General features: G+C 73.0%; 23 protein-coding genes and 1 pseudogene. 7 read left to right on the top strand and 17 right to left on the bottom strand.

Translation table 11 applies throughout. The annotated features are described in order from the left end of the window. Positions 1-10: 10 nt before the first annotated feature. The 5 genes and pseudogenes from ACZ7HQ_RS04775 to ACZ7HQ_RS04755 form a co-directional block, all read right to left on the bottom strand. A pseudogene (locus ACZ7HQ_RS04775) lies at positions 11-424 on the bottom strand (amidohydrolase); the annotation flags it as partial. A gap of 241 nt (positions 425-665) precedes the next feature. Then, complete coding sequence (locus ACZ7HQ_RS04770) at positions 666-1,649, bottom strand: NHL repeat-containing protein (RefSeq protein ID WP_470984646.1); 984 nt, start codon at positions 1,647-1,649, stop codon at positions 666-668. A gap of 157 nt (positions 1,650-1,806) precedes the next feature. Beyond that, positions 1,807-3,711 (bottom strand): FUSC family protein, encoded by a 1,905-nt coding sequence (locus tag ACZ7HQ_RS04765; protein ID WP_470984644.1) that lies wholly within the window; start codon positions 3,709-3,711, stop codon positions 1,807-1,809. 204 nt (positions 3,712-3,915) lie between these two features. Further along, complete coding sequence (locus tag ACZ7HQ_RS04760; protein ID WP_470984641.1) at positions 3,916-4,680, bottom strand: nucleotidyltransferase domain-containing protein; 765 nt, start codon at positions 4,678-4,680, stop codon at positions 3,916-3,918. A gap of 4 nt (positions 4,681-4,684) precedes the next feature. Further along, complete coding sequence (locus ACZ7HQ_RS04755; RefSeq protein WP_470984639.1) at positions 4,685-6,631, bottom strand: TIR domain-containing protein; 1,947 nt, start codon at positions 6,629-6,631, stop codon at positions 4,685-4,687. Between the two features lie 38 nt (positions 6,632-6,669). Here ACZ7HQ_RS04755 and ACZ7HQ_RS04750 point away from each other — a divergent pair, with 38 nt between their 5' ends. Further along, a complete protein-coding gene (locus ACZ7HQ_RS04750) occupies positions 6,670-7,275 on the top strand; it encodes a hypothetical protein (RefSeq protein WP_470984637.1) in 606 nt (201 codons plus the stop codon). 199 nt (positions 7,276-7,474) lie between these two features. Here ACZ7HQ_RS04750 and ACZ7HQ_RS04745 read toward each other — a convergent pair whose 3' ends face one another. Then, positions 7,475-8,191 carry an aspartate/glutamate racemase family protein gene (locus ACZ7HQ_RS04745; RefSeq protein ID WP_470984635.1) on the bottom strand — a complete coding sequence of 239 codons (717 nt, stop codon included), beginning with the start codon at positions 8,189-8,191 and terminating at the stop codon, positions 7,475-7,477. A 4-nt stretch (positions 8,192-8,195) separates the two neighbouring features. After that, positions 8,196-9,656 (bottom strand): NCS1 family nucleobase:cation symporter-1, encoded by a 1,461-nt coding sequence (locus tag ACZ7HQ_RS04740; protein WP_470984632.1) that lies wholly within the window; start codon positions 9,654-9,656, stop codon positions 8,196-8,198. Between the two features lie 188 nt (positions 9,657-9,844). On the opposite strand from ACZ7HQ_RS04740, the gene ACZ7HQ_RS04735 reads away from it, so the two are divergent. Next, positions 9,845-10,507, top strand: coding sequence for a GntR family transcriptional regulator (locus ACZ7HQ_RS04735; protein ID WP_470984629.1), 663 nt, complete (start codon positions 9,845-9,847; stop codon positions 10,505-10,507). A 99-nt stretch (positions 10,508-10,606) separates the two neighbouring features. Here the strand turns inward: ACZ7HQ_RS04735 and ACZ7HQ_RS04730 are convergent, their stop codons facing one another. Next, entirely contained in the window at positions 10,607-11,302 is a 696-nt protein-coding gene (locus ACZ7HQ_RS04730) for a uracil-DNA glycosylase (RefSeq protein WP_470984626.1), read from the bottom strand. Positions 11,303-11,432: 130 nt separating this feature from the next. Here ACZ7HQ_RS04730 and ACZ7HQ_RS04725 point away from each other — a divergent pair, with 130 nt between their 5' ends. After that, complete coding sequence (locus ACZ7HQ_RS04725) at positions 11,433-12,209, top strand: RNA-binding S4 domain-containing protein (RefSeq protein WP_470984624.1); 777 nt, start codon at positions 11,433-11,435, stop codon at positions 12,207-12,209. A 422-nt stretch (positions 12,210-12,631) separates the two neighbouring features. Here the strand turns inward: ACZ7HQ_RS04725 and ACZ7HQ_RS04720 are convergent, their stop codons facing one another. Then, positions 12,632-13,063 carry a DoxX family protein gene (locus tag ACZ7HQ_RS04720; RefSeq protein ID WP_470984621.1) on the bottom strand — a complete coding sequence of 144 codons (432 nt, stop codon included), beginning with the start codon at positions 13,061-13,063 and terminating at the stop codon, positions 12,632-12,634. A gap of 180 nt (positions 13,064-13,243) precedes the next feature. Here ACZ7HQ_RS04720 and ACZ7HQ_RS04715 point away from each other — a divergent pair, with 180 nt between their 5' ends. Beyond that, a complete protein-coding gene (locus ACZ7HQ_RS04715; RefSeq protein ID WP_470984619.1) occupies positions 13,244-13,555 on the top strand; it encodes a DUF6343 family protein in 312 nt (103 codons plus the stop codon). A gap of 20 nt (positions 13,556-13,575) precedes the next feature. Here ACZ7HQ_RS04715 and ACZ7HQ_RS04710 read toward each other — a convergent pair whose 3' ends face one another. The 4 genes from ACZ7HQ_RS04710 to rpsA form a co-directional block, all read right to left on the bottom strand. Next, on the bottom strand, positions 13,576-13,956 hold the full coding sequence (locus ACZ7HQ_RS04710; protein ID WP_470984617.1) for a tetratricopeptide repeat protein: 381 nt from the start codon (positions 13,954-13,956) through the stop codon (positions 13,576-13,578). A 50-nt stretch (positions 13,957-14,006) separates the two neighbouring features. Further along, positions 14,007-14,630, bottom strand: coding sequence for a dephospho-CoA kinase (gene coaE / locus ACZ7HQ_RS04705; RefSeq protein WP_470984614.1), 624 nt, complete (start codon positions 14,628-14,630; stop codon positions 14,007-14,009). Positions 14,631-14,675: 45 nt separating this feature from the next. Next, complete coding sequence (locus ACZ7HQ_RS04700) at positions 14,676-15,614, bottom strand: PAC2 family protein (protein ID WP_470984612.1); 939 nt, start codon at positions 15,612-15,614, stop codon at positions 14,676-14,678. A 326-nt stretch (positions 15,615-15,940) separates the two neighbouring features. Then, complete coding sequence (rpsA, locus tag ACZ7HQ_RS04695; RefSeq protein WP_468388422.1) at positions 15,941-17,431, bottom strand: 30S ribosomal protein S1; 1,491 nt, start codon at positions 17,429-17,431, stop codon at positions 15,941-15,943. A gap of 303 nt (positions 17,432-17,734) precedes the next feature. Between rpsA and ACZ7HQ_RS04690 the strand changes: the two genes are divergently transcribed. Together ACZ7HQ_RS04690 and hrpB are read left to right on the top strand one after the other, a co-directional pair. Then, positions 17,735-18,640 carry a class I SAM-dependent methyltransferase gene (locus tag ACZ7HQ_RS04690; protein WP_470984609.1) on the top strand — a complete coding sequence of 302 codons (906 nt, stop codon included), beginning with the start codon at positions 17,735-17,737 and terminating at the stop codon, positions 18,638-18,640. Positions 18,641-18,716: 76 nt separating this feature from the next. After that, positions 18,717-21,242, top strand: coding sequence for an ATP-dependent helicase HrpB (hrpB, locus tag ACZ7HQ_RS04685; protein WP_470984607.1), 2,526 nt, complete (start codon positions 18,717-18,719; stop codon positions 21,240-21,242). Here hrpB and pgfA read toward each other — a convergent pair. The 3 genes from pgfA to ACZ7HQ_RS04670 form a co-directional block, all read right to left on the bottom strand. Then, on the bottom strand, positions 21,232-22,224 hold the full coding sequence (gene pgfA / locus ACZ7HQ_RS04680; protein WP_470984604.1) for a cell envelope lipid trafficking protein PgfA: 993 nt from the start codon (positions 22,222-22,224) through the stop codon (positions 21,232-21,234). The genes hrpB and pgfA overlap by 11 nt on opposite strands. Before the next feature lie 28 nt (positions 22,225-22,252). Continuing rightward, positions 22,253-22,387 (bottom strand): SPW_0924 family protein, encoded by a 135-nt coding sequence (locus ACZ7HQ_RS04675; protein WP_470984601.1) that lies wholly within the window; start codon positions 22,385-22,387, stop codon positions 22,253-22,255. Positions 22,388-22,547: 160 nt separating this feature from the next. After that, positions 22,548-24,314, bottom strand: coding sequence for a lytic transglycosylase domain-containing protein (locus ACZ7HQ_RS04670; RefSeq protein WP_470984598.1), 1,767 nt, complete (start codon positions 24,312-24,314; stop codon positions 22,548-22,550). Between the two features lie 317 nt (positions 24,315-24,631). Here ACZ7HQ_RS04670 and ACZ7HQ_RS04665 point away from each other — a divergent pair, with 317 nt between their 5' ends. Then, positions 24,632-25,492 carry a DUF4184 family protein gene (locus tag ACZ7HQ_RS04665; RefSeq protein WP_470984595.1) on the top strand — a complete coding sequence of 287 codons (861 nt, stop codon included), beginning with the start codon at positions 24,632-24,634 and terminating at the stop codon, positions 25,490-25,492. On the opposite strand, the gene ACZ7HQ_RS04660 is transcribed toward ACZ7HQ_RS04665, so the two are convergent. Then, a complete protein-coding gene (locus tag ACZ7HQ_RS04660) occupies positions 25,410-25,820 on the bottom strand; it encodes a hypothetical protein (RefSeq protein ID WP_470984592.1) in 411 nt (136 codons plus the stop codon). The two genes, ACZ7HQ_RS04665 and ACZ7HQ_RS04660, sit on opposite strands and share 83 nt — an antisense overlap. Between the last annotated feature and the right edge of the window lie 292 nt (positions 25,821-26,112).

Genomic DNA, 26,112 nt, shown 5'->3' with positions numbered 1-26,112 from the left:
CTACGCGGCGTCAGATGCCGTACTCCTGGATGCGCCGTCCGTGTCCCCGGTCGGTCAGCGCGGCCAGGCGGTGTACCAACTCGCCTGTCACGGTGGGCAGATCGACGGTGGGGAGTTCCCGGCCGCGCATCTGGACCCGCCCGTCGACGACGGTCGCAGGGACGTCCGTCGAGCGCGCGCTGTGCGCGGGGGTCGCGGCGAGGTCGCGGCGTGGTGGAGGGCATGCCTGGACGTCAGCCGGCGTGGGTCGCCCTCGGTCGACTTCTGGATCAGTGCGGTCAGCGCCATCGACTCCGAGACGTCGCGGGAGTTGCTGGGTGGCGAGGCCGACGGGGACACCGGCCGCGCGCAGGGCCCGTACCGGGGTGGTGGTCGGCCAGGCGAACGTGAGGTGGCCATGGGGCGCGGCGAACTGCGCCGAACGCTCCCGCCCTTCGGGACCCTGACTGGGGCCTGTCCGGCGGATCGTGCCGGAGTCACGGGGCGTGGCACGCCGACGTACGACGCGGGCGTCCTCTCGCGTGCGCCGAACCGCGCGCATCCGCTCACCGCTCCGGCACGGGGAGGGCCCGCGATCGGGCCCCTGGCCGCGCCATCACCGGTGTCCGCGGGAGCGGCGGGGCGGGACCGGACATGAGCCCCGGGCCGCCCCGCCGCCCGGTCTGTCAGTGCCCGGGGGCGCAGCTCAGGCGGGCCAGCAGCAGATTCGGGTCGCGCTGGGTGAAGTAGGCGGCGCTGTCGACGTAGACCGTCCCGTCGTGTACGGCCAGGGAGGTCGGGTTTGACAGCCCGTCCGCCTGTGTGAGGACGGCGGTGTGGGTGCCGTCGGGGTGCACCTCGGCGACCTCGTTGTCGCCGATCAGGGCGGCGAGGACGGTGTCGCCGTACGGTGTGGCGAAGGTGAAGTCGTCGATGTGGTCAAGCCCGGTGGCCCGGGTCTCGACCGGTCCCGCGGAGCCGTTCGGCCGCACCGGGATGCGCAGCAGCGTCCCACGGTCGCTGTTGGACACCCAGACGGCACCGTCGTGGACCTTGACGCCGTTGGCACCGAAGCCGGCGCCGGTGACGGGGACCGGGGTCAGGGCGGTGTCCCGGGCCCACACGGTCGGCGTGCCGCCGTTCTGCGGAACCCGCCACACGATCCCCTGCACCGAGTCGGCGGCGTAGAGCACTCCGTGGCGTTCGTCGAGTGCGAGGCCGTTGGGCAGGGCGGTCGCGGGCAGCTGGGCGATCTGCTGGGGGGCGCCGCCGGGGGCGATGCGCCAGACGCCGGTCTTGTCGGTGCCGGTGGCGTAGTCGACGTAGAGCGTGCCGTCGTGGGCGCGGGCGATGCCGAAGACGGTCGCGGCCTTCAGGTTGGGAGTGTTGGCGTCAGGCTCGTCCGGCAGGGTCGCGCGGATCGTCGTGTGCCCGTCCGGGGTGACGTGGGCGACCTGCCGGGCGGATGCGAAGGTCAGGTCGGCGGAGCCGTCGGGCTCGACCGTGATGTTCTCCGGTGACTGCCCAGCCGCGAGGTCGAAGTGGGCGACGATGTGCGGCTGGGACACGGTCGGTTCGTCGGCGACCGCGGGCGACGCCGCGAGCACGACGGCGGCGACGACGGCCGTGGCGACACCGGTCGCGAGTCTGAGACGTGTGAGTCGGGGCACGAACCTCTCCTTGGGACAGGGAACATGGACCTTTCTCTTGGACGCAGATGTGCCGTTGTGGGTTGACTGGGGCTGGGGGGACTGTAGTTGACGGAGCGTCAGGCGATGGACGGCCTGCGGCGGGGTCGCGACGCCACCGTCCGGCCTCCCTGCGGGCTCACCCGGCGAGGGGCAGCCGGAGCGCCGTCCGCTCCCTGCCCTTCTCCCACTCGGCCAGCAGATCGGCGAGCCGGTCCAGGTGCTGGGCCGCGAGCCGGCCGGAGTCGTCGAGATGGACGGCGCAGGCGGTGGTCGTGTCCACGAGCCGTTCCAGGACGTCCGCGACGGTGTCCGTGCCCTCGGTGTGCCGGGCCAGGGCCGGCAGTTCGGCGGCGGCGAGCGCGATGGCGGTACGGGCCTCGGCGAGGGTGCGGTAGGCCTCCCGGCGCAGCGCCCACCGCTCGGCGCGGTCGCCGGACTGGCGGGACACACCGGATTCGCGGGACTCGCGGGGCACGCCGGACTCGCCGAGAACGTGCACGAGATAGGCGTGGGCGGCACCGCCGGCCTCCGCGAGCCGCGCCCGCACTCCGCCGCCGCGCTCCCCCGGCATCGGCAGATGCCCGACGACCAGCACGAGCGCACAGGCCAGCAGGGTCTCGCCGATCCGGCTGACCGAGGCCTGGGGTTCGCCACCCGTCATGACCAGGGCGAGGACGAGGACGGTGACGACGGCGGTAAGCGCGGCGAAGTGCCGGGTGGCGACCGGGACGAGCGCCCCGCACACGGCGACCAGCGCGATCAGTCCGGCCGGCCGCGGCAGCAGCGCGGCGAGCCCGGCGAAGACCAGGGCGCCCAGCACGGTCCCGGCGGCCCGGCACAGCACCCGGGAGGCGAGCGGTCCGAGGTCGGGCTTGACGAGGAAGACGGTGGTGGCGGGCAGCCAGTACCAGTGCTGGTGCGGGCCGTACCAACGGGTGTGGTGCAGCGCCTGGGCGATGGCGGCGCCGGCCCCGAAGCAGACCGCGACGCGCAGCCCGTACTCGCGTCCGCCGGCGCCGAACGCGGCCCGTACGGCGTCCTTCGTGCCCCGGCGCCGGGTGAGCAACCGCCGCTGCGTGCCCTCGGCCCGGTCGAAGGCGTCGGCGGCGCGCAGCAGGGCGTCGTCGAGGGCACGCAGGGCGGGTGCCGAGCGGTGAGGGGCCGGCAGCGGGCCGGGGGAGGTGTTGCCGCGGACGGCGGCGGCGAGCCGCCGGGGCCCTTCCGCGTCCCGCGCCGAGACGGGCTCCCCCGTCCAGAACAGGGCGGTGGCGGCCTCGGCGAGGGGCAGCGCGGCCAGGTACTGGGCGTGCAGCCGGCGTTCGGCGGTGGATGACGCGTACCTGCGCAGCCGGGGTCCGGCGAGGGCGTCCTGGGCGTGGTCGAGGGCGGCGGTGAGCGCGGCCCGCCGCGCGGTGGCGTGCGGACCGCCGACGGCGTCGAGCAGCGCGGCGACGGCGTCGTACACCTCGGCGACCGCCGCCCGCTCCCCGTCGAACCGGAAGTCCCCGGCGAGCGATCCGGGCGTGGGCAGGGCGAGCCGCAGCACCAGCAGCCACCCGGCCCCGGCCAGGAAGGCGAGGGCTCGCTGCCAGCCGCTGTCGGCCGCCGGCATCCCGGCGCCGATGGCGGCGGTGACGAGCAGCTGGGTACCGGCCGCGGAGGCGACCGGCCCGACGGCGCTGACGGCTCCGGCGACGAGCCCGAGCACGGTGAGCACCAGGGTGAGCGGCACGGCCCCGAGCAGCTGTCCGGCGTACGACCCCATGGCCAGCCCGAGCGCCCCGGACAGCGCGGGTGCACCGAGCCGTTTGACGGCGGCGCGCCGGCTGCCCGGACGGTCGTTGATGCCGGCGAGCATCGCGGCGATGGCGGCGAGGACGCCGGACGAGAGCCGGCCGGCCGCCACACCGGCGAGCAGCAACGGCCCGGCGGCGAGCGCACCCCGGGTCACCGCACTCCAGGGCACGGGACCGCGCTGGGCACGGAGGGCATGGGCGAGCCAGGGGGGTACGGCGGGCCGGGACACGGGGCTCCTGTTCATACGAGGGCGGGACGGGCCTTCGGACGACGGTGGCCGGTGGACGGTGTCTCCACGGTAGGTCGCGTTCCCGGTGCGAACGGGACGATCACGTTTCTGGCAGGTGAAAGATGGCGGGGCGGGCGGATTCTTTATGAACGCAATGCCTCGGGTTCTCCAGGGACGCCATGCCCCCGGGTTCTCCGGAGACGCCATGCCCCAGGTTCTCTAGGGACGCAATGCCCCGAAGAGCCCCTCGGCCTCGGTCACGGCCCGCACCAGCACGTCGGGCTCGGCCCGCAGCGCGCCCACGATCGCGTCGACCGCGCGCAGACCGGCCCGCTCCAGCAGCCGCTTCTCGTTCGTCACCCACTCCCCGCGTGCGGCCAGCACCCCGTGTCCCGCGTGCACGGCGGCCGTGGCGATGGAGCCGGCAGTTTCCGTGAGACGGCCGTGGGGGGCGTGGTTGGCCTTCGCGTAGGCGAGGATCGCGCCGGCGGTGCCGTGCCAGCGCTCGGCGGCGGTGCGGCGGAGCTTGTCCGGGTAGGCGGCCGGGCGGGGCGGCCGGCCGCGCAGCACCTGGTTGACCGCCAGCTCGGCCACGACCAGGTAGGTGGGGATGCCGGCCAGGTGGAAGAGCAGGGGCTCCACCCGGAAGCGGCCCTCCTCCGCCTCCGCCAGCTCGTGCTCGACCACGTCCAGGTCCCGGTAGTGCACGTCGACCCGGCGTCCGTCGATCGTCAGCCAGGCCCCGCCGTTGAACACCCCGCCGCCCCAGCCCCCGACCTCGCAGACCTCACCCTCCCAGCCGACGGCCCGCAGGTCGCCGGGGTCGAAGGGGCCGCGGTAGTAGATCGCCATGTCCCAGTCGCTGTCGGGGCGGTGGGTGCCCTGCGCCCGGGAGCCGCCGAGGGTGACGGCCTGGACGGTGGGAAGGGCGGCGAGGCGGTCGGCGGTGGTGTCGAGGAACACGGGGTCCGGAGACGGGGGCATGTGCTCAGCCTGCCGCAGCCGCCCCGAAGTCCGCTCCTGAGATTTCGGCGAGCCCTTCGGCGATGCGCAGCAACGGCTCCCGCAGAACGGCAAGGTGCAGCCGCATCTCCCCCGCCTCCGACCAGGCCAGCTCATGGTCGAGGGCGGGAACGTCGGCTGGGCGCCGCGCCTCGTACGCCGCCAGCCGGGGGTGCCAGGTGGTGGTGAAGGGCCGGAGGGTGTCGTTGATCAGGGCGTAGGCGAGGCCGCGGACGGTGGGCGATCCGGCCGGCGCCGCCTGTTCCAGGCTGATGCTGTAGGTGTGCAGCGTGGCGCGCGTGAAGTCGATGAGCGCCTTCAGCGACGAGAGCGCCTCGCGCAGGCTTCCGGTACCGGGCGCCAGTTCCTGCACTCCGATCCGGGTGACCAGCTCGACCTGGAGGTCGAAGGCCGCCATCCGCTCCGAGTCGCTCGGTGCTGTGGACACGGGGGCCTCCCTTCGGCTTCCGGGGAAGGCCAGCGTAACCGCCTCCCGGTGCCCGCACAGGGTCCGCAGGGCCGCGTGCCGCAGGGCTTCGGTGCGGGCGGGCGCGGGGTCGTGCTGGTGCCAGGCGTGCAGGGTGACCGGGTGGAGGGACCAGCGGTCGCCGTCCAGGGGGCCCGTTTCCGCGGCCGGCGTCAGCAGGCTGCGCGTGCGCAGTTCGGCGATGCCGTTGCCCGCGCGCCGGCCCGCCACGATCTGCGGCACCCGGTCGGCGGCGGCCAGCACCCGGCTCACGTCGTCGGCGGTCACCGGCAGGGGGTGCAGCACCGCCGCACAGCGCAGCACGTCCGCCGCGTCCGGGGTGTCCACGTCGTGCACGACGGCCGCCGTGACCTCGTCGCCGGCGAGGGTGTCGAGGAGTGATCCGCCCCGGGCGTGCCACCGGTCGTACAGGTCGGGGGCGCGGTGTCCGGCCTGGAGTGCGCGGCCCAGCAGGGAGAGGGCGAGGGGATGGGCGCCGACCGCCCGGGCCAGCGACGTGTCGCCCGCGACGAGGTCACGGGCGTGGACGTCGTCCAGCGGCCCCAGGTCGACGGGGGTGCCGAGGGCGTCGTAGGCGCGGCTGCGCAGGGTGAACACGGTGTAGCCGAGGGGGTGGGGTGCGGCCATCGTGGCGATCGTCCGCAGCGGCACGGGGCCCCGGGCGACGGCGTCGACGATCCAGAGGAACGGTTCGCCGACGGCGCCGAAGTGGTCGAAGAGGGTCTCGGTGGCTCCCAGGCCGAGCGCGTCCACCGACTCGTCGTAGGCGCCCGCGTCGAGCCAGAACACGCCGCCCGGATACGCCGCCTCGAAGCGCACCGCGTACTCCTGGGCCAGCAGGGACTTTCCGATGCCCGCCATGCCGCGGATCTGCACCGTACGGACGGCGGCCGAGCGGCCGACGGTGAGGGGCGCGGCATCGGCGTGCAGGGCCGAGTGCACCCGCCAGAGCTCGGAGAGCCGGCCGACGAACTCCGGGTGCGGTCGCGGGGCCCGGTGGCGGCTGCGTCCGGGAACCCGTTCCCGGACGGCCATGGGCCCGTCCAGCCGGGCGACGTGCTTGCGTACGTCGGCCACGAGGACGGCCAGGTCGTCGGTGGAGGCGTGCCGGGCATCGCGGAGTTCGACGGGATGGATGTGCCCGGCGGAGGCCTCCGGGTTGACGACCATGACCCGGCGCCGCGGATCGCCCTCCTCGAGTCCCGAGAGGTAGGCGGTCGTCAGCTCCCACTGGCAGGCCTCCCGCTCGGGGTAGGCGGCGGAGTAGTAGGCCAGCAGCGCCTTGGAACGGCCCAGTTCACGCCGGATGGTGTCGCTGATGCCGGCGAAGGACACGACGCCGGTCTCGTCCGTGAACACCGTCAGTCCGCCGTCGCGCAGCGCACGGACGAGCGGACGGACCCGCTCCACATCACCGCGGCTGTAGCTGAGGAAGACGTCCCACACGGCGACTTACCCTACTGTGGGTACCGGGGAGGGCGATCATGGCACACAGGCAGCGCAGGCGACGGCGACCCAGCGGTCCCACACAGATCACGGCCAAGCTCACGATCCCGTTCGTCGGCGAGCTGTCCGGCACCTGGGAGCCCGCCGACGCCGAGCGCGGCGCGGCCTGGGAGCTCTACCTGGAGCTGGTGACCCGGGTGTCGGTCGAGGAACTGGGCCGCGATGAGGGGATGTTGCGCGAGGCCCTGTCGTCGCTGTACACCTTCTTCACCACCACGCGCGAGATCCTCCGCCGCTACGGACCCGAGGTCGCGCCGCCTCTGTCCCCCGGCCATGTGAGCTTCGGCGTCCTCGCGGTCACCGTTCTCAACCGCGTCCTGCGTCCGCTGCTCGGCACCTGGCATCCGCGGCTCACCGCCCATGAGTCGAGGCGGCCCGAGGGCAGCGATCCGGTGGCCTGGGAGCGGGACTGGGAACACGCGGACGCGCTGCGCGCGCAGATCGCGGCGGTGCGCGGGTCCCTGACCTCGCTGGCGGGGACGTTGCAGGAGGTGGCCGGGGTCAGTGATCTCATCAACCTCCCGGCCTCCCCCTCGCCCGGGTCGGATACGGGGCACCCCCCCCGCAGGTCAGAGGGGTCGTGAAGGCTGACACGGCCGAGCGCACGCTGCTCCTGCTCGCGGCCTGAAGCCCGCTGGAACCGTGCGCCGGGCCAGGGAGCACGGCCCGGGCGGGCCGGCCCGGTGGACCTTCCAGGTGCGGCCCCGGGTCCGGATGTGCGGTACGGCCGGCGGCCGTGAGCGCCCGTGTTCCGGGTCGCCGGTCTCCGATCGCCGGTCTCCGCTATGGCCGCCCCCACCTCCTCTCCTTCGGCAGCGGCCTGCCGTAGCTGCCCGCTCGGCTGGTGGTCAGACCCAGGGTGACGAGGGACTCGGCGAGTTTGACCGCCGCCGCCACGCCGTCGACCACGGGCAGCCCGAGCTTGTCCCCCACGGCCCGCTGCAGCCCCGTCATCCCCGCGCAGCCCAGGACCAGGACCTCGGCGCCGGCGTCCCGGGCCCGTTCGGCCGCCGCCAGGAACGCGGACTCCATGCGCCCGGGGTCGTCGGCCAGGCCGAGGACGCCGAGGCCGGTGCCCACGACGGCGGCACAGTTGCGGGCCACACCGGCGCTCTCCAGGCTGTCCTCGATCTGGCCGCGCGAGCGGTCGAGGGTGGTGACGACGCCGTAGCGGCGGCCGAGGAGGCACGCGAGGTGGGCGGCGGCCTCGGTGATGTCCACGACCGGGGCGTCCACCAACTCCCGTACGCCCTCGCGCCCGTGCTCGCCGAAGCCGGCCAGGACGACGGCGTCGTACGGCGGCCCGTCGTACGTCCGCAGTGTGTCGAGGACGGCGGCGGCGGAGAGATAGCTGTCGAGCCAGCCTTCGGCGGACGCCGGGCCCCAGGCGGGGGTCAGCCCGGTCACGGTGGTGCCCGGCCCCGCGGCGGCCCGGGCGCCGCAGACGATCTCCTCGGTCATCTCCTGCGTGGTGTTGCAGTTGGTGACGATGATCCGCACGCCGTCAGGCCTCCACCGCCGTCGTTGCCGTGCGCTCCCGGCGGCCCGGCACCGCGTACAGGGCGGCGGCGAGTGCGGTGCCGATGAACCAGGAGTACGGCGCCACATCGCTGAAGCTCCTCACCAGCGCCAGTACCGCGGCGACCGCGGCGGCGGGCAGGAACGCACGCAGCGCCCTCGGGTTGACGCCCTTGCGGTAGTGGTACGGAGTGCCCGGCCGGGCGTCGAACAGCGCGTCGACGTCGATCCTGCCGCGCCTGACCCAGTAGTAGTCGACCATGATCACGCCGAACAGCGGGCCCAGGAAGGCGCCGAGGCCACCGAGGAAGTAGTTGACGACGGTCGGGTTGGAGAAGAGGTTCCAAGGGGTGACGACCAGCGCGGCGACCGTGCTGATCATGCCGCCGACCTTGAAACTGATCTTCTGCGGCCAGACGTTGGCGAGGTCGTACGCCGGTGAGACGAAGTTGGCGACGATGTTGACGCCCATGGTGGCGACCGCGAAGGTGAACGCGGCGATGACCAGTACCCAGGTGTCGCCGACCTTGGCGACCAGTTCCGCCGGGTCGGTGATGGTCTGTCCGAACGCCTTGAGCGAGCCGGCCGTGACGATCACCGACACGACGACGAAGGCGGTGGAGTTGACGGGCAGGCCCCAGAAGTTGCCTCGCCGGACCGTCTTGTAGTCGGGTGCGAAGCGGGAGAAGTCGCAGAAGTTGAGCATCAGGGTGCCGTAGGTGGCGAGGATCAGACCGATCGCACCGAACCACTGCCGCCACTGCTCGCCCGTCGAGACCGGGTGCGGGGTGGAGGTGAGGGAGATGCTCCAGCCGGCCTTGGCCAGGACCCAGACCGCGAGCGCGATCATCACCAGCCAGATGGCCGGACCGCAGATGTCCTGGAACTTCCGCACGGCCTCCATCCCCTGGCTGATGATCACCCACTGGAGCAGCCAGAGCGAGACGAAGGAGATCCAGCCGAGCGCGTCCAGGCCGAGGAAGGAGTGGTGGGTGAGGGACGCGAGGCCCGGCCAGGCCGCCAGCAGCATCACGTTGACGGCGACGGAGGCCAGATAGGTCTGGATGCCGTACCACATGATGGCGATCACGGCCCGGATCAGCGCGGGGATGTTGGCGCCCCAGACGCCGAAGCTGATACGGCTGACCACCGGGAAGGGCACGCCGTGGCGCTGGCCGATCCTGCCCATCCGGTTCATGCCGACGTAGATGAGCACGAAGCCCACGAGCAGGGCGGTGAAGACCTGCCAGACGTTCATGCCGAGCACCAGAAGACCGGCGGCGAAGGTGTAGTTGCCGAGGTTGTGGACGTCGGACATCCACAGGGCGAAGAGATCGAAGACCTTCCAGTTCCGCTGCTCGGCGGGGGCGAGGTCCTCGTTGACGAGACGGGGGTCGGGGACGAACGCGGGGGCGCCGGTGGCTTCGGCGCGGTCGGCGAGGGACACGGGGCCTCCAGGACAGGGACGAAGGGGCCGTACCGCAGGAACTCGGACGGGCTGCGGGCCGGAACACCCGGAGCGAGCCGCATTTGGTATACCAAACTGCGGACATGGTGCCGTCGTCAAGCGTTCGGACCGATGTCGTTGCCGTTACGACCCCGTAAAAGCCGCCTCGCGTCGGCGAAGATGGGCCCATGACGAAGATCGAACCCCTGGGCGCCGTGCGCGAACGGGTCCTGGCGAGCCTGCGGGAGGACATCATCGCCGGGCGTCTGGCCCCCGGCGACCGGCTCGTCGAGCGGGAGCTGGCCGAGCGGTTCGGTGTCTCGCGGGTACCGGTGCGGGAGGCGATCCGGGCGCTGGTTGCCGAGGGCTTCGTCCTCTTCGAGTCGGCGCGCCGCACGGTCGTGCGCCGGCTGACCCCGACCGACGTCCGGGAACTCTTCGAGCTGCGCGAGGCGTTGGAGGTGTACGCGGCGGGACTGGCGGCGTCCCGGGTGACCCCCGAGGCCCTGGCCGAGCTGCGGGACCTGCTCGACCAGGCGGCGCGGGCGACGGAGGAGGGGGATGCCGAGGCGATCACGGACATCAACACGCGCTTTCACGACCGCATCCGCGCCCTGGCCGGCAACAGCCTGCTGATCTCGGTCATGGAGCCGGTCGACGGCCGCCTGCGCTGGCTCACCCGGCGGAACGAGGAGTGGCCCCAACTCCTCTCCGAGCACCGCGAGTTGTACGAGGCGATCGCCTCCGGCGACCCCGACCGCGCCCGGGCCCACGCGCTCTGCCACGTCCGCTCCAACTATCGCTCGACGGTACGGCACCTCTTCGGGACGGATCCTGAGGACGGCGACTGAGCCTGCGGGACCGACACCGACTGGGTCTGCGGGACCGACACCGAGTGGGCCGTCGGGACCGACACCGGGAGGGGATGACCGGTATCGGGTGCGGGCCGGTTACGGCAACCCGGCCGCCTCCGCCGCCGTGCGCAGCACTTCGCGCAGCATCTTTGGGGTCAGCCGGCCGGTGAAGGTGTTGCGCTGGCTGACGTGGAAGCAGCCGAAGAGGTCCAGGCCGTCGAGCGGGACCCGGATGCCGTGGGCGAAGGCCGGACGGGGGCGGGGCACGGTCCAGCCCGCCTCGGTGAACGCGGGCAGCGCGGCCTGCCAGCCGAAGGCACCGAGGACGACCACGGCCTTGAGGGTGGGGCGCAGCAGCTTCAGCTCCTGGACCAACCAGGGGCGGCAGGTGTCGCGCTCGCCGGGGGTCGGCTTGTTGGCGGGCGGGGCGCAGTGCACGGGCGCGGTGACGCGGACGCCGTACAGTTCCAGCCCGTCGTCGATGCTCACGGAGGTGGGCTGCGAGGCGAGCCCCACATCGTACAGCGCCTGGTAGAGCACGTCCCCGGAGCGGTCGCCGGTGAACATCCGGCCGGTGCGGTTGCCGCCGTGCGCGGCGGGGGCGAGCCCGATGATCGCCAGCCTGGCGTCAGCGGGGCCGAAGCCGGGCACCGGCCGCCCCCAGTACGTCCACTCGGCGAACGCGGCCCGTTTCGTCCGGGCCACCTCCTCGCGCCACTCGACCAGCCGAGGGCAGGCCCGGCAGCCCGCGACACGCCGGTCGAGCCGGGCGAGGGCACTGCTGTCGTCCATACGGCCACCGTATGCCCGGGACGGGCCACCGCCTCTCCGGCCCACGTCACCGCGGCTCTCCGCTCACCTGCTACCCCGCGCCCCGGAAATCGCCTCCGGCTCGCCCCACCCGGGGAGCTAAGGTCGGGGCATGGCTTCCGAGGATGCGGACGAGTACGTGAACGGTGGGACCGGCAGCGCCGTCGGGCAGGTCGGGGCCGGCTCCGCCCAGGACGCCCAGGACACCGGCGCCGGTACCTCCGCTGACGAACCCGTCGATCCGAAGATCGCCGCCGCGGTGGCCGCCGCCGGGGCCGCCGGCCCGGCCCAGGGCGAGACGGTCCGGATCGACAGCTGGATCTGGGCCGTGCGCCTGATCAAGACGCGTTCCCTGGGCGCCACCGCCTGCCGGGGCGGCCACGTCCATGTGAACGGGGAGCGGGTGAAGCCCGCCCACTCCGTGCGCGTCGGCGACGAGGTGCGGCTGCGGCAGGAGGGCCGCGAACGGATCGTGATCGTCAAGCGCCTGATCCGCAAGCGGGTCGGCGCCCCCGTGGCCGCACAGTGCTACATCGACAACTCCCCTCCGCCCCCGCCCCGCGAGGCCTTCGCACCCGCCGGCCTGCGCGACCGGGGCACCGGCCGCCCCACCAAGCGCGATCGCCGCGAGATGGAACGCCTCCGCGGCCTCGCGGGCCCAGGTGCCCCGGGCGGCTTCGCCGCGTCGGGCAACGCCGCAGGCCCCAGCGGCTTCGCCGGTCCTGGCAGTCCGGGTGGATCCGGCGGGCGGGCCGGATCCGGCTCCAGCGGGCACGGCCGATCCGCCGGGAAGACCAGGCGCGGTGGATCCCGCGCCGGCGATCCCGGCGGGCGTGAGGAAACCCCCTTCGGCGAACCAGGCGGTCACGGCGGCTCCAGACCCGGCTGAACCGCAGGGCTCAGTGGATCCCAGCCCCCTGGGAGCAGCGGACGCGAGGGATCCGGGCCCGGCGATCCCGGCGGGCCTGATGGATCCCCGTCCATGGATCCCCGTCCATGGATCCCCGTCCATGGATCCCCGTCCGCGCAGCAGACGGGTGCGGTGCGGTGGATCGCGATCCGGCGGGAACGGTGGAACAGCCGGGCTCGGTGCCTACGGAGCCGGTGGGACCGGCAGGCGCAGTGGATACGGAGCCGGTGGGACCGGCGAGCGCACCCGGCACGGAGCCGGTGGGAGCGGTGGGCGGCCGCGGGGCGGTGAGCCGCCGGCGATTGCCCGCACGGCATCCGCCGGCTCCCTCGGCCGCGCCCCTCGCCCGGTCCCCCGTGCCCGGGCGGCGGTGTCGGCGGTGTCGGCGGCGCGGGGTGGTGTCACCGCCGCCGGGCCAACCGCAGCAGTTCCCCGTTGTGCTCGCGTCGGGCCCAGGCGATCAGGGTGAGCGGCACCAGCAGGATCAGCGGGGTCGCCGCGTTCTGGCCGTCGAACACCGTGAGCTGGACGATGAACGCGCCGACCATGAGCGCGCTGAGCGCAATCGCCGCCACGGACTGCAGCACGGGGACCAACAACGCCACTGCTCCGGCGAGTTCGAGCGCACCGATGGTGTACATGGCTCCGCTGCCCCAGCCGATCTTGTCGAAGGACTCGACGGCCGAGGGGTGCGCGATGAGCTTGGGCAGCGCGCTCGCGATGCCGTAGAACAGCGCCAGCAGCACCTGCACGGAACGCAGGGCGACCCGGGCCGCACGTCTCCCGCCACTGACGGAGGCGGTGGGGGTGACGGGAGCGGTGGTCTCGGACATGAGGGTCTCCTGGGGAAGCGGTGTTGGTTGCTTTCACCGAGGCAGACCCGGCACGGTCCGCAAACTCATCGCTCTCCGGATCGCCCGATGCGATCGCATGCCGACCGACGAGCGACGGACGAGAGCCGTTGATGGGTGTCGTCACCGAGGAGTACGTTGCAGGGAGGAGTGGTGATCCGGATGCGTACGGGCAGTGAACCGGTGACCGCGCGCAGTCCTCTGCGGGCGCGGTTCTGGCTGAGCATGTGGGGCGTGGTCTGGGCGGTCTTCGGCACGGCGGCGTTCGCGCTCGTCGGCCGGCCCGGGTGGGCGGCGGCCTGCGGGGTGCTGTGGCTGGTGGCCACCGCGGACATGGCCATGGTCCTCAGGCACATCCGGCAGGGCCCGCACTACCAGCCGGGCCGTGACGTTCCGCCGTACCGGCCGCCGGAGAGCGGACCGCCGTACCCGGGGCCGCCTTACCCGGGGCCGCCGCGGCACCGGCATCCGTGATCGGCCGATGCAGCACGCCCTCAGTCGTCGAAGCGCGCCGCTTTCAGGTACTGCGGGTTCGGGTCCAGCGCGGCCGCCAGGCGGAAATGACGTTTTGCCTGGTCGGGGCGGCCCTGGCGTTCATAGGTGCGGGCCAGCGCGAAGTGCGCGAACGCGTTGTCCGGCTCGCGCTCCAGGACGATCGTGAACTCCAGTTCGGCGGGTCGCAGTTGTGCCGCGGCGAAGAACGCACGCGCGCGGAGCAGACGGGCCGCCGTGTTCTCCGGGTGCGCGGCGATGACGCCGTCGAGCAGCTTCACCGCGCCCCTCGGGTCCCGTGAGTTGAGCAGATGCTCGGCTGCGCGGAAGTCGATGACATGCGTTTCCGGAGTACGTCCGGTGGAACCGCTCATCTCGGGCACGGCAGAGTCCTTCCCTCACTCGCGCGGTTCAACGCCCGCGGAGGGGGCGGCTATTCCGAGCGCTGTTCCCCGGAGCTCGCGCCCGCCCGCCGTACGAGCTCCTCCCACACCTCGGCGACGCGCTTGTGCAGCGTGTCCAGCGGGACGTCGTTGTCGATCACGATGTCCGCGATCTCCCGGCGCTGCTCACGGGCCGCCTGTGCGGCCATCCGCGCGCGTGCGTCCTCCTCCGTCATCCCGCGCAGCCGGACCAGGCGGTCGAGCTGGGTCTCGGGGCTCGCGTCCACGACGACCACGAGGTCGTACAGCGGGGCCAGACCGTTCTCCGTGAGCAGGGGCACGTCGTGGATCACGACGGCGCCGGGGGCCGCGGCCTCCTCCAGCTCCCGGGAGCGGGCGCCCACCAGGGGGTGCACGATCGAGTTCAGGACGGCGAGCTTGCCGGGGTCGGCGAAGACGATCGAGCCGAGCTTGGGCCGGTCCAGGCTGCCGTCGGCGGTGAGGACGTCCTCGCCGAAGGCCTCGACCACGGCGGCGAGGCCGGCGGTGCCCGGCGCCACGACCTCGCGCGCGATACGGTCCGCGTCGATCAGCACGGCCCCGTGCTGCACGAGCAGCCGTGACACCTCGCTCTTGCCGGCGCCGATCCCACCGGTCAGGCCCACCTTCAGCATGAGCGTCAGCTTAGGCCCTGCCACTGACAGCGGGTCCGGCGGAGGTCAGTTGTCGCCTTCCCGCTCCGCCAGGAACCGCTCGAATTCGCGCCCGATCTCGTCGGCCGACGGGATCTCCACGGGCTCGGCGAGCATGTTGCCCCGGGTCTCGGCGCCCGCGGCGGCGTCGTACTGGTGCTCCAGGCCCTGGACGAGCGCGGTGAGTTCCTCGTCGCCCTCCTGGATCTGCCGGTCGATCTCGGTCTGGGTGCGGTGCGCGTCCGTGCGCAGTGAGTGCGCGACTCCGGGCAGGACCAGCCCGGTGGCGGCCGTGATGGCCTCCAGGACGGTCAGGGCGGCGTCCGGGTAGGCGGAGCGGGCGATGTAGTGCGGGACGTGCGCGGCGACGCCCAGGACGTCGTGGCCGGCCTCCATCAGGCGGTACTCCACCAGGGACTCGGCGCTGCCGGGCACCTGGGCCTCCTGGAAGGGACTGCGGTGGCCGGGGACGAGTTCGGTGCGGTTGCCGTGCGGGGTGAGGCCCACCGGCCGGGTGTGCGGGACGCCCATGGGGATGCCGTGGAAGTTCACGGACAGGCGGACGCCGAGCCGCTCCACGATCTGCCGTACGGCCGCCGCGAACCGCTCCCACTCCACGTCCGGCTCGGGCCCGGACAGCAGCAGGAAGGGGGCGCCCGTGGTGTCCTGGACGAGGCGGACCTCGAGGGCCGGGACCTCGTAGTCGGTCCAGCGGTCCCGCTTGAAGGTCAGCAGGGGCCGGCGCGCCCGGTAGTCCACGAGCCGGTCATGGTCGAAACGGGCGACGAGCTGGTGGGGCAGTGAGTCGAGCAGCCGGTCGACGATCTGGTCCCCGGTCTCGCCCGCGTCGATGTATCCGTCGAAGTGGTAGAGCATGACAAGGCCGGCCGACTCCTGGGCGAGCGCCATGTCGACGACGGCCAGGCCCTTCGGCTCCCATGCGTACAAACCCTGCGGATCAAGCACTGTGACCGCTCCTCCTCGTGTTCGTCGTCGTCAACACGCCCTGGAGCGGGGGCATTCCCGCGACACGCCGCTGATCAGGATCTTACGGCGCGGGTACGGACAGGGGGCACAAGCAACTCCCCGGGCGCGGGCTGTGTCGATGTGCGGCTCCGCCGCGTGGGCGCGACAAGCCACAGACGGCCCGCACCCGGAGACGACGAGCAGCCTCGACAGACGGCGAGCAGCCTCGAAAGACGCCCTGAGGGGCCGCACCTCGAAAGGTACGGCCCCTCGGGACCAGCTATCGGCTGAGCCTCAGCGGCTGGGGATCCCCCCGCTGGGGGAGATCAGCTCTGGCCGCCGGCCAGCTTCTCGCGCAGCGCGGCCAGCGCCTCGTCCGAGGCCAGCGCACCGGAGGTGTCCGCGCCCTCGGAGGAGTACGAACCGCCGGTCGCGGCCGGAGCCGCAGCCTCGCCACCCTCGGCCGCAGCAGCGGCGTCGGCCTCGCGGGACTTGATGACCTGCTGCTGGTGCTGCTCGAAGCGGGTCTGCGCCTCGGCGTACTGGCGCTCCCACTCCTCGCGCTGCTTCTCGTAGCCCGGCAGCCAGTCGTTGGTCTCCGGGTCGAAGCCCTCGGGGTAGATGTAGTTGCCCTGGTCGTCGTAGGACGCGGCCATGCCGTACAGGGTCGGGTCGAACTCGACCGAGGCCGGGTCGGCACCGAAGGACTCGTTGGCCTGCTTCAGCGAGAGGCTGATGCGACGGCGCTCGAGGTCGATGTCGATGACCTTGACGAAGATCTCGTCGTTGACCTGGACGACCTGCTCCGGGATCTCCACGTGGCGCTCGGCCAGCTCGGAGATGTGGACCAGACCCTCGATGCCCTCGTCCACGCGGACGAACGCACCGAACGGAACCAGCTTCGTGACCTTACCGGGCACGACCTGGCCGATCTGGTGGGTGCGGGCGAACTGCTGCCACGGGTCTTCCTGGGTCGCCTTCAGCGACAGGGAGACGCGCTCGCGGTCCATGTCGACGTCGAGGACCTCGACGGTGACCTCCTGGCCGACCTCGACGACCTCGGAGGGGTGGTCGATGTGCTTCCAGGAGAGCTCGGAGACGTGCACCAGACCGTCGACGCCACCCAGGTCCACGAAGGCACCGAAGTTGACGATCGAGGAGACGACGCCGGAGCGGACCTGACCCTTCTGCAGGGTCGTGAGGAACGTCTGGCGGACCTCGGACTGGGTCTGCTCCAGCCAGGCGCGGCGGGACAGGACCACGTTGTTGCGGTTCTTGTCCAGCTCGATGATCTTGGCCTCGAGCTCCTTGCCCACGTAGGGCTGGAGGTCGCGGACACGGCGCATCTCGACGAGGGAAGCCGGCAGGAAGCCACGGAGGCCGATGTCGAGGATGAGACCACCCTTGACGACCTCGATGACGGTACCGGTGACGATGCCGTCCTCTTCCTTGATCTTCTCGATGGTGCCCCAGGCACGCTCGTACTGGGCGCGCTTCTTCGAGAGGATCAGGCGGCCTTCCTTGTCCTCCTTCTGGAGGACCAGGGCCTCGATCTCGTCGCCGACGGCCACGACCTCGTTCGGGTCGACGTCGTGCTTGATCGAGAGCTCTCGGCTCGGGATGACACCTTCGGTCTTGTAACCGATGTCGAGCAGGACCTCGTCCCGGTCGACCTTCACGATGACGCCGTCGACGATGTCGCCGTCGTTGAAGTACTTGATCGTCTCGTCGATCGCGGCGAGGAAGGCTTCCTCGTTACCGATGTCGTTGACCGCTACCTGCGGGGTGGTGGCGGTGGTCTCGGTGCTGCTCGTCATGTGGGAAAGGGCTCCGGTACGGACATTGAAGTCGTAGGCACTGCTTACGCCGGGAGCCCGTTTCGCTCTGCAGAAGCCGGACAGCCAAGGAAGCGCCACCAAATGGACACCGGGTGCCCGGTGGCGCCTCGACAACCGAGGGGACATACAACAGATGCGAGCGCAGCCTGCTACGTCTGAGGTGCGCAGGCCCGCAGCGCAACTTGTAGCATACGGGGGCAGCCGGACAGGGTCAATGCGCGAAGGCGCACACCCGGGACAGAACGCCGCACAACCGGCAGAAGAAACGTCCTTTGAGGCCACATGGCCTGCGGGACCGCCTCCGTCACGGACCCCTTCCGGGTTGGACGGAAGAGTACGACGAGGGAGCCGATCATCCAAGAGCCGGAAGCGTATGAGCCCCAGGAATCCGAGGGCTTCGAGCCGGAGGCCACGCGCCGTGACGCCGGCGTCGCGGAGAGCGCACGGGCCAACCGGGGCTGGTGGGACCGCAACGCCGACGAGTACCAGGTCGAGCACGGCACGTTCCTCGGCGACGACCGCTTCGTGTGGGGTCCGGAGGGCCTGGACGAGATCGAGGCCGAGCTGCTCGGCCCGCCGCAGGAGCTGAAGGGCAAGGACGTCCTGGAGATCGGCGCGGGCGCGGCGCAGTGCGCGCGCTGGCTGGCGGCCCAGGGCGCCCGCCCGGTGGCGCTGGACCTCTCGCACCGCCAGCTCCAGCACGCCCTGCGGATCGGTGGATCGTTTCCCCTGATCTGTGCGGACGCCGGCGCGCTGCCGTTCGCGGACGGCTCCTTCGACCTGGCCTGCTCGGCATACGGGGCGCTGCCCTTCGTCGCCGACCCGCGGCTGGTGCTGCGCGAGGTGCGCCGGGTGCTGCGGCCGGGCGGCCGGTTCGTCTTCTCGGTGACGCATCCGATCCGCTGGGCCTTCCCGGACGAGCCGGGCCCCGAGGGCCTGTCGGTGTCCGCGTCCTACTTCGACCGCACTCCCTACGTGGAGCAGGACGAGGAGGGCCGCGCGGTCTACGTCGAGCATCACAGGACGCTGGGGGACCGCGTCCGGGACATCGTGGTGTCCGGTTTCCGGCTGGTGGACCTGGTGGAGCCGGAGTGGCCGTCCTGGAACACCGCGGAGTGGGGCGGCTGGTCCCCGCTGCGGGGCAACCTGATACCGGGAACGGTGATCTTCGTGTGTGAGCGGGACTAGGGCCTGTCCGCAGACGCTTTGTCTACGCGCACGCGCGCGTGAGGGCCGAGCCGCGCCGTCGTACGACACTGGGGGCGTGATCCGTTACGACGCCCTGGACGCGCTGCCCGTGCGCTCCGCCCTGCCCGCTCTGACCGAGGCCCTGGAGGGGGCCGGCACCGCCGTGCTCGTGGCCCCGCCCGGCACCGGCAAGACCACGCTGGTGCCGCTCGTGCTGGCGGGGCTGGTCGGCGGCGGGCCCGCACGGCGCGTGGTGGTGGCCGAACCGCGCCGGATCGCGGCACGGGCGGCGGCCCGGCGGATGGCCTGGCTGCTGGGTGAGAAGCCCGGTGAGAGCGTGGGGTTCACGGTGCGCGGCGAACGGACCGTGGGACGGCACACGCGCGTGGAGGTCGTGACGACCGGGGTGCTGCTGCAGCGGCTGCAACGGGACCAGGAGCTGCCGGGCGTCGATGTCGTCGTCCTCGACGAGTGCCATGAGCGGCATCTGGACGCCGACACGGTGGCGGCGTTCCTGTGGGACGTGCGGCAGACGCTGCGGCCGGAGCTGCGGCTGGTGGCCGCGTCGGCGACGACGGACGCGCAGGGCTGGGCCCGGTTGCTGGGCGGGGCACCCGTGGTCGAGGCGGACGGGACCGCGCACCCGGTGGAGGTGGTGTGGGCGCCTCCCCCGCGCCCGGTACGGCCCCCGCACGGGATGCGCGTCGATCCGGCGCTGCTGGCGCACGTGGCGTCGGTGGTGCGCCGGGCGCTGGCCGAGCGGGACGGGGACGTGCTGTGCTTCCTGCCCGGCGTGGGTGAGATCGCGCGCGTGGCGGGGCAGCTCGGGGATCTCGGGGCGGTGGACGTGCTCCAGGTGCACGGGCGGGCGCCGGCCGCCGTACAGGACGCAGTGCTGGCGCCGGGGACGCGGCGCCGGGTGGTGCTGGCGACCTCGGTGGCGGAGTCGTCGCTGACGGTGCCCGGAGTACGGGTGGTGGTGGACTCCGGGCTCGCGCGGGAGCCGCGGGTGGACCACGCGCGCGGGCTGAGCGGGCTGACCACGGTACGGGCCTCGCGGGCCGCCGGGCGGCAGCGGGCGGGGCGGGCCGGGCGCGAGGCGCCGGGGGCGGTGTACCGGTGCTGGCCGGAGGCCGAGGACGGGCGTCTGCCCGCGTTTCCGGCGCCGGAGATCAAGGTGGCCGACCTGACCGCCTTCGCCCTGCAGGCGGCTTGCTGGGGCGATCCGGACGCCCGCGGGCTGGCGCTGCTCGATCCCCCGCCGGGTGGGGCGATGGCGGCGGCGCGCTCCGCGCTGACCGCGGTGGGGGCGGTGGACTCCGCCGGCCGGGTGATGCCGGTCGGGGTGCGCCTGGCCCGGCTGGGGGTGCATCCCCGGCTGGGGCGGGCGCTGATGGACACCGCCGGTGAGGGTGCGGAGGTGGTCGCCCTGCTCTCCGAGGAGGTGCCGCGGGACTACGGGGATGATCTTGCCGGTGCGTTGCGGCGCGCCCGCCGTGGGGGTGACGCCTACGCGGGGCGGTGGACCGCCGAGGTGCGGCGGCTGCGGGCCGTCTCTTCGGGGTTTTCGCGCGCGTCCGCCCACGGCCTTCCGGCAGAAGGCGGTGACCGGGTCGGACCGGGCGGCGGTGACGACAAGCTCGCCGGGTCTGTCGCCGCTCGCGCCTTCCCCGAGCGGGTCGCCAGGCTCGACGGGGGGTCGTATCTCATGGCCTCCGGGACCCGGGCCGAGCTCGTGGCGGGGTCCGCTCTGCGGGGAGCGCCCTGGATCGTCGTCGCCGTTGCCGACCGGCCCGCCGGGAAGGGGCACGCGCGTGTGCTGCTCGGGGCGGCCGTCCCGGAGGACGTGGCGCTCGCCGCCGCCGGGGCGCTGCTCGCCGAGCGGGAAGAGGTCCACTGGGCCGACGGAGACGTCGTAGCGCGGCGTGTGGAGCGGCTGGGGGCCATCGAGGTGGGCGTGCGGCCACTGCGGGACGCCGGTCCGGCCCTGGTGCGCGCGGCCTTGCTCGACGGGCTGCGGCAGGAGGGGCTCGGGCTGCTGCGCTGGTCGCCGCAGGCGGAGGTGCTGCGGCAGCGGCTGGCGTTCCTGCACGCGCACCTCGGGGAGCCGTGGCCGGACGTGGCCGACGACGCTCTGCACGCGCGCGTGGACGACTGGCTGGAGCCGGAGCTGAGCAGGGCGCGGCGGCGGGCCGATCTCGGCCGGATCGACGCCGGCCAGGCGCTCGCGCGGCTGCTGCCCTGGGCGAGCGGGGAGGCCGGCCGCCTGGATGAGCTGGCGCCCGAGCGGATCACCGTGCCGAGTGGGTCCGGAATCCGGATCGACTATCGGGATCCGGAGCGGCCGGTGCTCGCGGTGAAGCTCCAGGAGATGTTCGGGCTGCGCGAGACGCCGGTCGTCGCGGGCGTGCCGCTGCTCGTTCACCTGCTCTCCCCCGCCGGACGGCCCGCCGCCGTCACGGCCGACCTCGCCTCCTTCTGGAAGGACGGCTACAGGGGCGTACGGGCGGAGCTGCGCGGCCGGTATCCGAAGCATCCGTGGCCCGAGGACCCGGCGACCGCCGAGCCCACGCGGCACACCAACGCGCGGCTCAGGCGCTGACCGGTTCGGGCTCCGGCGTCCCGGCGGGCGCGGGGTCCTCGGGGCGGCGGGCGCGGGCCTCCAGGCAGAGGGCGAGCGCGAGGAGCAGCAGGCCGGTGATCAGGGAGCCCCAGGGGACGTACGAGGTGAGCAGCAGGACCAGGGTGCGGTTGTGCTCGACCAGGGCGACCGTGTGCTGGATGTAGTCCTCGCGCATCTTCACGTCGCCGGCGAACGCGGTGACCCTGTCGCGGCCGCCGAGCAGGGTGCCGCCGCGCAGCTCCTCCTTGTGCAGTTCCTCGCCGTAGACGGGTGCGCCGGTGACCGGTTCGACCCAGAACCGGCGGACCGTGCTGTACCAGCGGGTGGTACCGGTCCTGGCGACCGTTTCCGGGGTGATGCCCTGGACGGGCATGGTCTTCGGCATGGGGACCCTGGTCCAGGGGATGGTCTGTTCGAAGTAGTAGACCTTCAGGCCGCGGAACGTCCTGGTGCCCTGGTAGTGGATGGGGCTGGTGGTGCGGGTCTGCGCGTCGAAGTACTCGTAGTCGCGTTTCTGTGTCAGGAACGGCCACTTGAACTCGATGCCCTGGCGTGTGACGGGGTCGCCGTCGACCATCTCGCCGGTGGCGTGGACGGGGTCCTGGCTGTGGGCGTCGAAGATGTACCGCTCGGGGACCTTGGAGACCATCTTGCCGTCGGGGCCCTGGACGTAGGAGAGGCTGTCCCAGACCACGACCGGCCGGCCCGCGGTCCTCTCGATCCTCTTCGCGGCCTCCACGTCGCCCTTGAGGGTCTGCACGATGGTGACCTTGGAGACCTTCTTCGCGCGCATCGTGCCGTAGTCGAGGAGGGTGGCGCCCTTCGCCTCCAGGACCATGTCCTGGTACTGGTTCGCGGGGATCCTGGCGAGGCGCGGGAAGGCGTACCAGCGCATGAGCGGGGACAGCGCCGCGCAGAAGACGGCGAGGGCGAGCAGGACCAGGCTTGCCTTGCGGCGCATTGAAGGCCTCCCTCCCGGACGGGTGCGGCTACGGGTGCGCGGGCACCGTCGTCAGCAGCGGCTTGGGGGACGTCCGGCCCGACGGCGTACCCAGGGCGGTCATCGCCAGGACCAGGGCGAGCGCGAGGGCGAGGCCGGTCGCGGCGGCGATCAGGGCGCGCATACGGGCCTCCCGCGGGCGGTCGTGTCCTCACCGGTTCCTGATGGATCGTCAGGTCCGGCACCGTAGCAACGGGCGGGCGAGATGAGAACAGCGGTGCACGGACGAACGAGGGCGCCCTCCCCGCCGGTGCGGAGAGGGCGCCCTGCCGGTTCGCGTGGTGTCAGGAGGCGGACGGGCTCGAGGACGGGCTCGGCGAGGCGTCGGCGGCGGCGACCTTCAGCTCGACGGTGAGTGTCGCGCCGCCGGCGGTGGTGAGGCGCAGCAGGAAGGTGCCGGTGGTGTCGTCCGCGTACAGCTTCGGCAGGGTCAGCAGGCCCTTGGCGTCGGTCTGGAGGCCGGTCAGGGTACGCACGGGCTTGCCGTCGGCGTCCTTGAAGTAGGGGCCCTTGTCGTTCTCGGTGGCGTCCGTGTCGGACTTGACCAGGGTGGCCGTGGTCGCGACCTTGTCCGCGACGGCGCCCTTGTACGTCGCCTTCACCTGGACCTGGTCGGCGAACTCGCCGCCCGGGGTGCAGGTCAGCGGGGTGTCGTCGGTGCGGGCCAGGGTGTCGGCGGCGCGTTCGGTGACGGTGGCCGTGTAGTCGACGCCCGTGACCTTGCGGCCCACGACGGTCGCCGTCACCTTGAAGTCGCCGGTCTTCTCGCCCGCCTGGAGCGCCGGGGCGAGTGCGACACCCTTGGCGTCGGTGGCGACCGTGGCCACGGTCTCGCCGCCGGTGAAGGTGGCGTCGGTGTCGCCGCTGATCGTGAACCTGATCCTTACCTTCGCGACGGACTTGTCGGCCTTGGTCTCGGCGCGGGTGCCGATCTTCTCCGTGAAGGCGTGGCCGGCCATCGCGGTGAGCTTGGCGGTTCCCGCGTCCTCCAGGTGGTCCACCGTGTCGGTGGGGGTCTGCGGGGGCGCCGGCGGGACGGGCGGCTTCGGCGGCTTCGGACGGGGGCTCCCGCTCCCGCCACCCGGCTTGCCCGGCTGATCGGGCTTGCCCGGCTTGCCCGGCTGATCGGGCTTGCCCGGCTTGCCGGGCTTCGGGGTGGGCTTGGTCCTCGGCGGGGCGGAGTGCTTGGGGAACCGGGCGCGCGGGGTGCCGTCGTCGCTGCGGTGGCTGGGCACGGTGCCGGTGCCGTCGGGCACCGAATGGGTGCCCTTGCGGTAGTACTCCAGCCAGTTGAGGACCAGGTTCAGATAGTCCTGCGAGTTGTTGTAGCTGAGGATCGCGCTGTGCAGGCCGGCCTCGCCCGACAGGTCCCAGCCGTTGCGGCACAGGTAGTGACCGGCGGCGAGTGCGGCGTCGTAGACGTTGTTGGGGTCCTTCTTGCCGTCGCCGTTGCCGTCTCGGCCGGCCCAGGCCCAGGTCGACGGGATGAACTGCATGGGGCCGACGGCCTGGTCGTACTCGGTGTTGCCGTCGTACGCGCCGTGGTCGGTGTCCTTGATGAGCGCGAAGCCGTTGCCGTCGAGGGCCGGGCCGAGGATCCGCCCCAGGGTGGTGCCGTCCGCGTCCACCCGGCCGCCGCGGGCCTGCCCGGACTCCACCTTGCCGATGGCGGCGAGCAGTTGCCAGGGCAGGTTGCAGCCCGGCTTGGAGGAGCGCAGTTCCGCCTCGGCCTTCTTGTAGGCGTCGAGGACCGTCGCCGGAATGCCGGCGTCCGCGTCGCCTTGCGCGACGGGCGTGCCGACGGTCGCCGAGGGACTGGGGTTGGGGCTGTTGAGCGGCGGCAGGTCGGTGTAATAGGGGGAGTTGCCGGTGGCGTTGTCGTCGGAGGTCGCGTCGGGTACGGGTGTGGAGGCACCGGCCGTCGCCTGTCTGCCGTGGTCCTCGCCGGTCACTCCCGGAGCCTGGGACGCGGACAGGGCCGCGACCGCTGCCGCGGCCACGGCGGTGGTCGCCGCCCCCTTGCGCAGCCGCCTTCCGAAATGCGCCGCCATCGAGTGAACCCCTCCCGTGGACGCCGTGCGTCCGTCTCCGTCTGTCTGCCTTGCTCTGGTGTGACGGTTGACGTGGTGCTCCGGTTGCCCCTGTGCCGTCCTTCCGTCCGTGTGACGTGTGTTCGACCGTACGCGGGGCACGGCGAGACGCAGGTGACCCTACGACAACATTCCTGGTGCCGGGACCCGTTCGCGCCCGTTTTCACCGATTGGCCAACTCTCCTTACCATCCGGGGCCGCGGAGCGGGGTCCCGGATACCGGACGGGCTTGATCAACGGCTCGGCGCCAGGGCCGACGACCGTTCCAGGGGGGTCCGTTGCCGTTCACGCTCAGTCATGCGGCCGCTGTCCTGCCGGCCGTGCGCCGGGACGGGACGTGTCGTGGCCGGCTGGTACCGGCGGTGCTCGTCGCGAGCTCCTTCGCGCCCGACATGCCCTGCTACGCGGCGAATGTTTTGCCGGGTGGTAGGGAATTCGGCGCGGTCACGCACGCGTTCGCCGGGATCGGCACGGTCGGCGTGCTCATCTCCTGGACGCTGGTGGGGCTGTGGCTCCTCGTCCGCGAACCGTTGCTCGCGCTCCTGCCGCGGAGCCGGCAGGGCAAGCCGGCGGTGCTGCTGGGCTGCGGCGTGCCCCGCGCACGGGTACGCGCCGTCTCGGTGGGACGGTGGTACGTCTCCGCCGTGCTGGGTGCGCTGACCCATGTGGTGGGGGACGCGTTCACGCATCACGACCGGTGGGGGACCCGGCTGATTCCGGCCATCGGGCGCGACCGCCCGGCGGGCATGCCGCTGCTCTCGTGGTTGCAGTACGGCTCGTCCGTGGTGGGCGCGATCGTCATCGCCGTGTTCGCCGCGCGTGCGCTGCGACGGGCCCCGGCCGGAGAGCCGGTGGGGGTGCCCGTGCCGTCCGGGCGGGGCCGGTGGTGGGCCGGCGCGGTGCTCGGCGGTTGCGCGGTGGGCGGGGCGGTGCAGCGGGCGGTGCGCCGGTGGGCGTCCATGGGCGCATCGGAGCGGCCGTGGGAGCTGGTGCCCACCCTGTGCTTCGGGGTGGGCGCCGGGCTGGTCCTGGGGCTCGTGCTGTACGCCGTCGGCGTCAGGGTGTGGCGTCCGGGCCGGGTTGCGGACGGTCCCCGTGAGGTGGCCGGTGCGGGCCGGAAGAGGCCGGTCGCTCGGTGAGGGACGCGACGAAGACCGTGAGGGTGGGCCGGGGGCGCGATCTCGGGATCGCGGTCAGCGCGAGGGCGAGGTAGCCGCGGGCGAGGTCCGCCCACTGGCGCCAGTCCGGGGCGTGGTCCGCGTGGGCGGTCAGGCCGGCGAGTCTGTGCCGCAGGCCCGCGGCCGCTCTGCGGACCCTCGCGGCCAGGTCGGCGGGGATGCGGGCGGTGCTTGCGTCGGCCGCGAGGGCCGGGACCGGCGAGGCGGGCATGGCCTGCGCCGTGGCGGTGTCCGCCCAGGCCCGGGTGTCTGCCTCGGGCGTCCGGCGGTGAAGCATGCGTATACCCATGCCCGCAGTTTTGCGGCTGTGGGGGGTCCGGGGCGTTTTGGCGGGGGCCACGTGAGTGACAGCCCCTCCGGGGGATCTGCCGACTTGCTGGTACGGGCGCCGCCCCTGCCCGACGCTTGCTGCCCCGGCCGGTGCTTGCTGCCCCTGCCGGTGCTGGGGGGGGGGGGGGGGGGGGGGGGGGGGGGGGGGGGGGGGGGGCCCCCACCCGACGGCGTTGGGGGGGGGGTCGGGGTTTTTTTTGCTTGTCTCGCCGGCGTCTGTTGCGGCGGCGACGGCGAGGGCGGGATGCGAA

It is taken from the genome of Streptomyces sp. NPDC037290 (assembly GCF_055603245.1).
The sequence above is the reverse complement of the archived record's forward strand: the minus strand, read 5'-3'. Positions and strand labels throughout refer to the sequence as shown.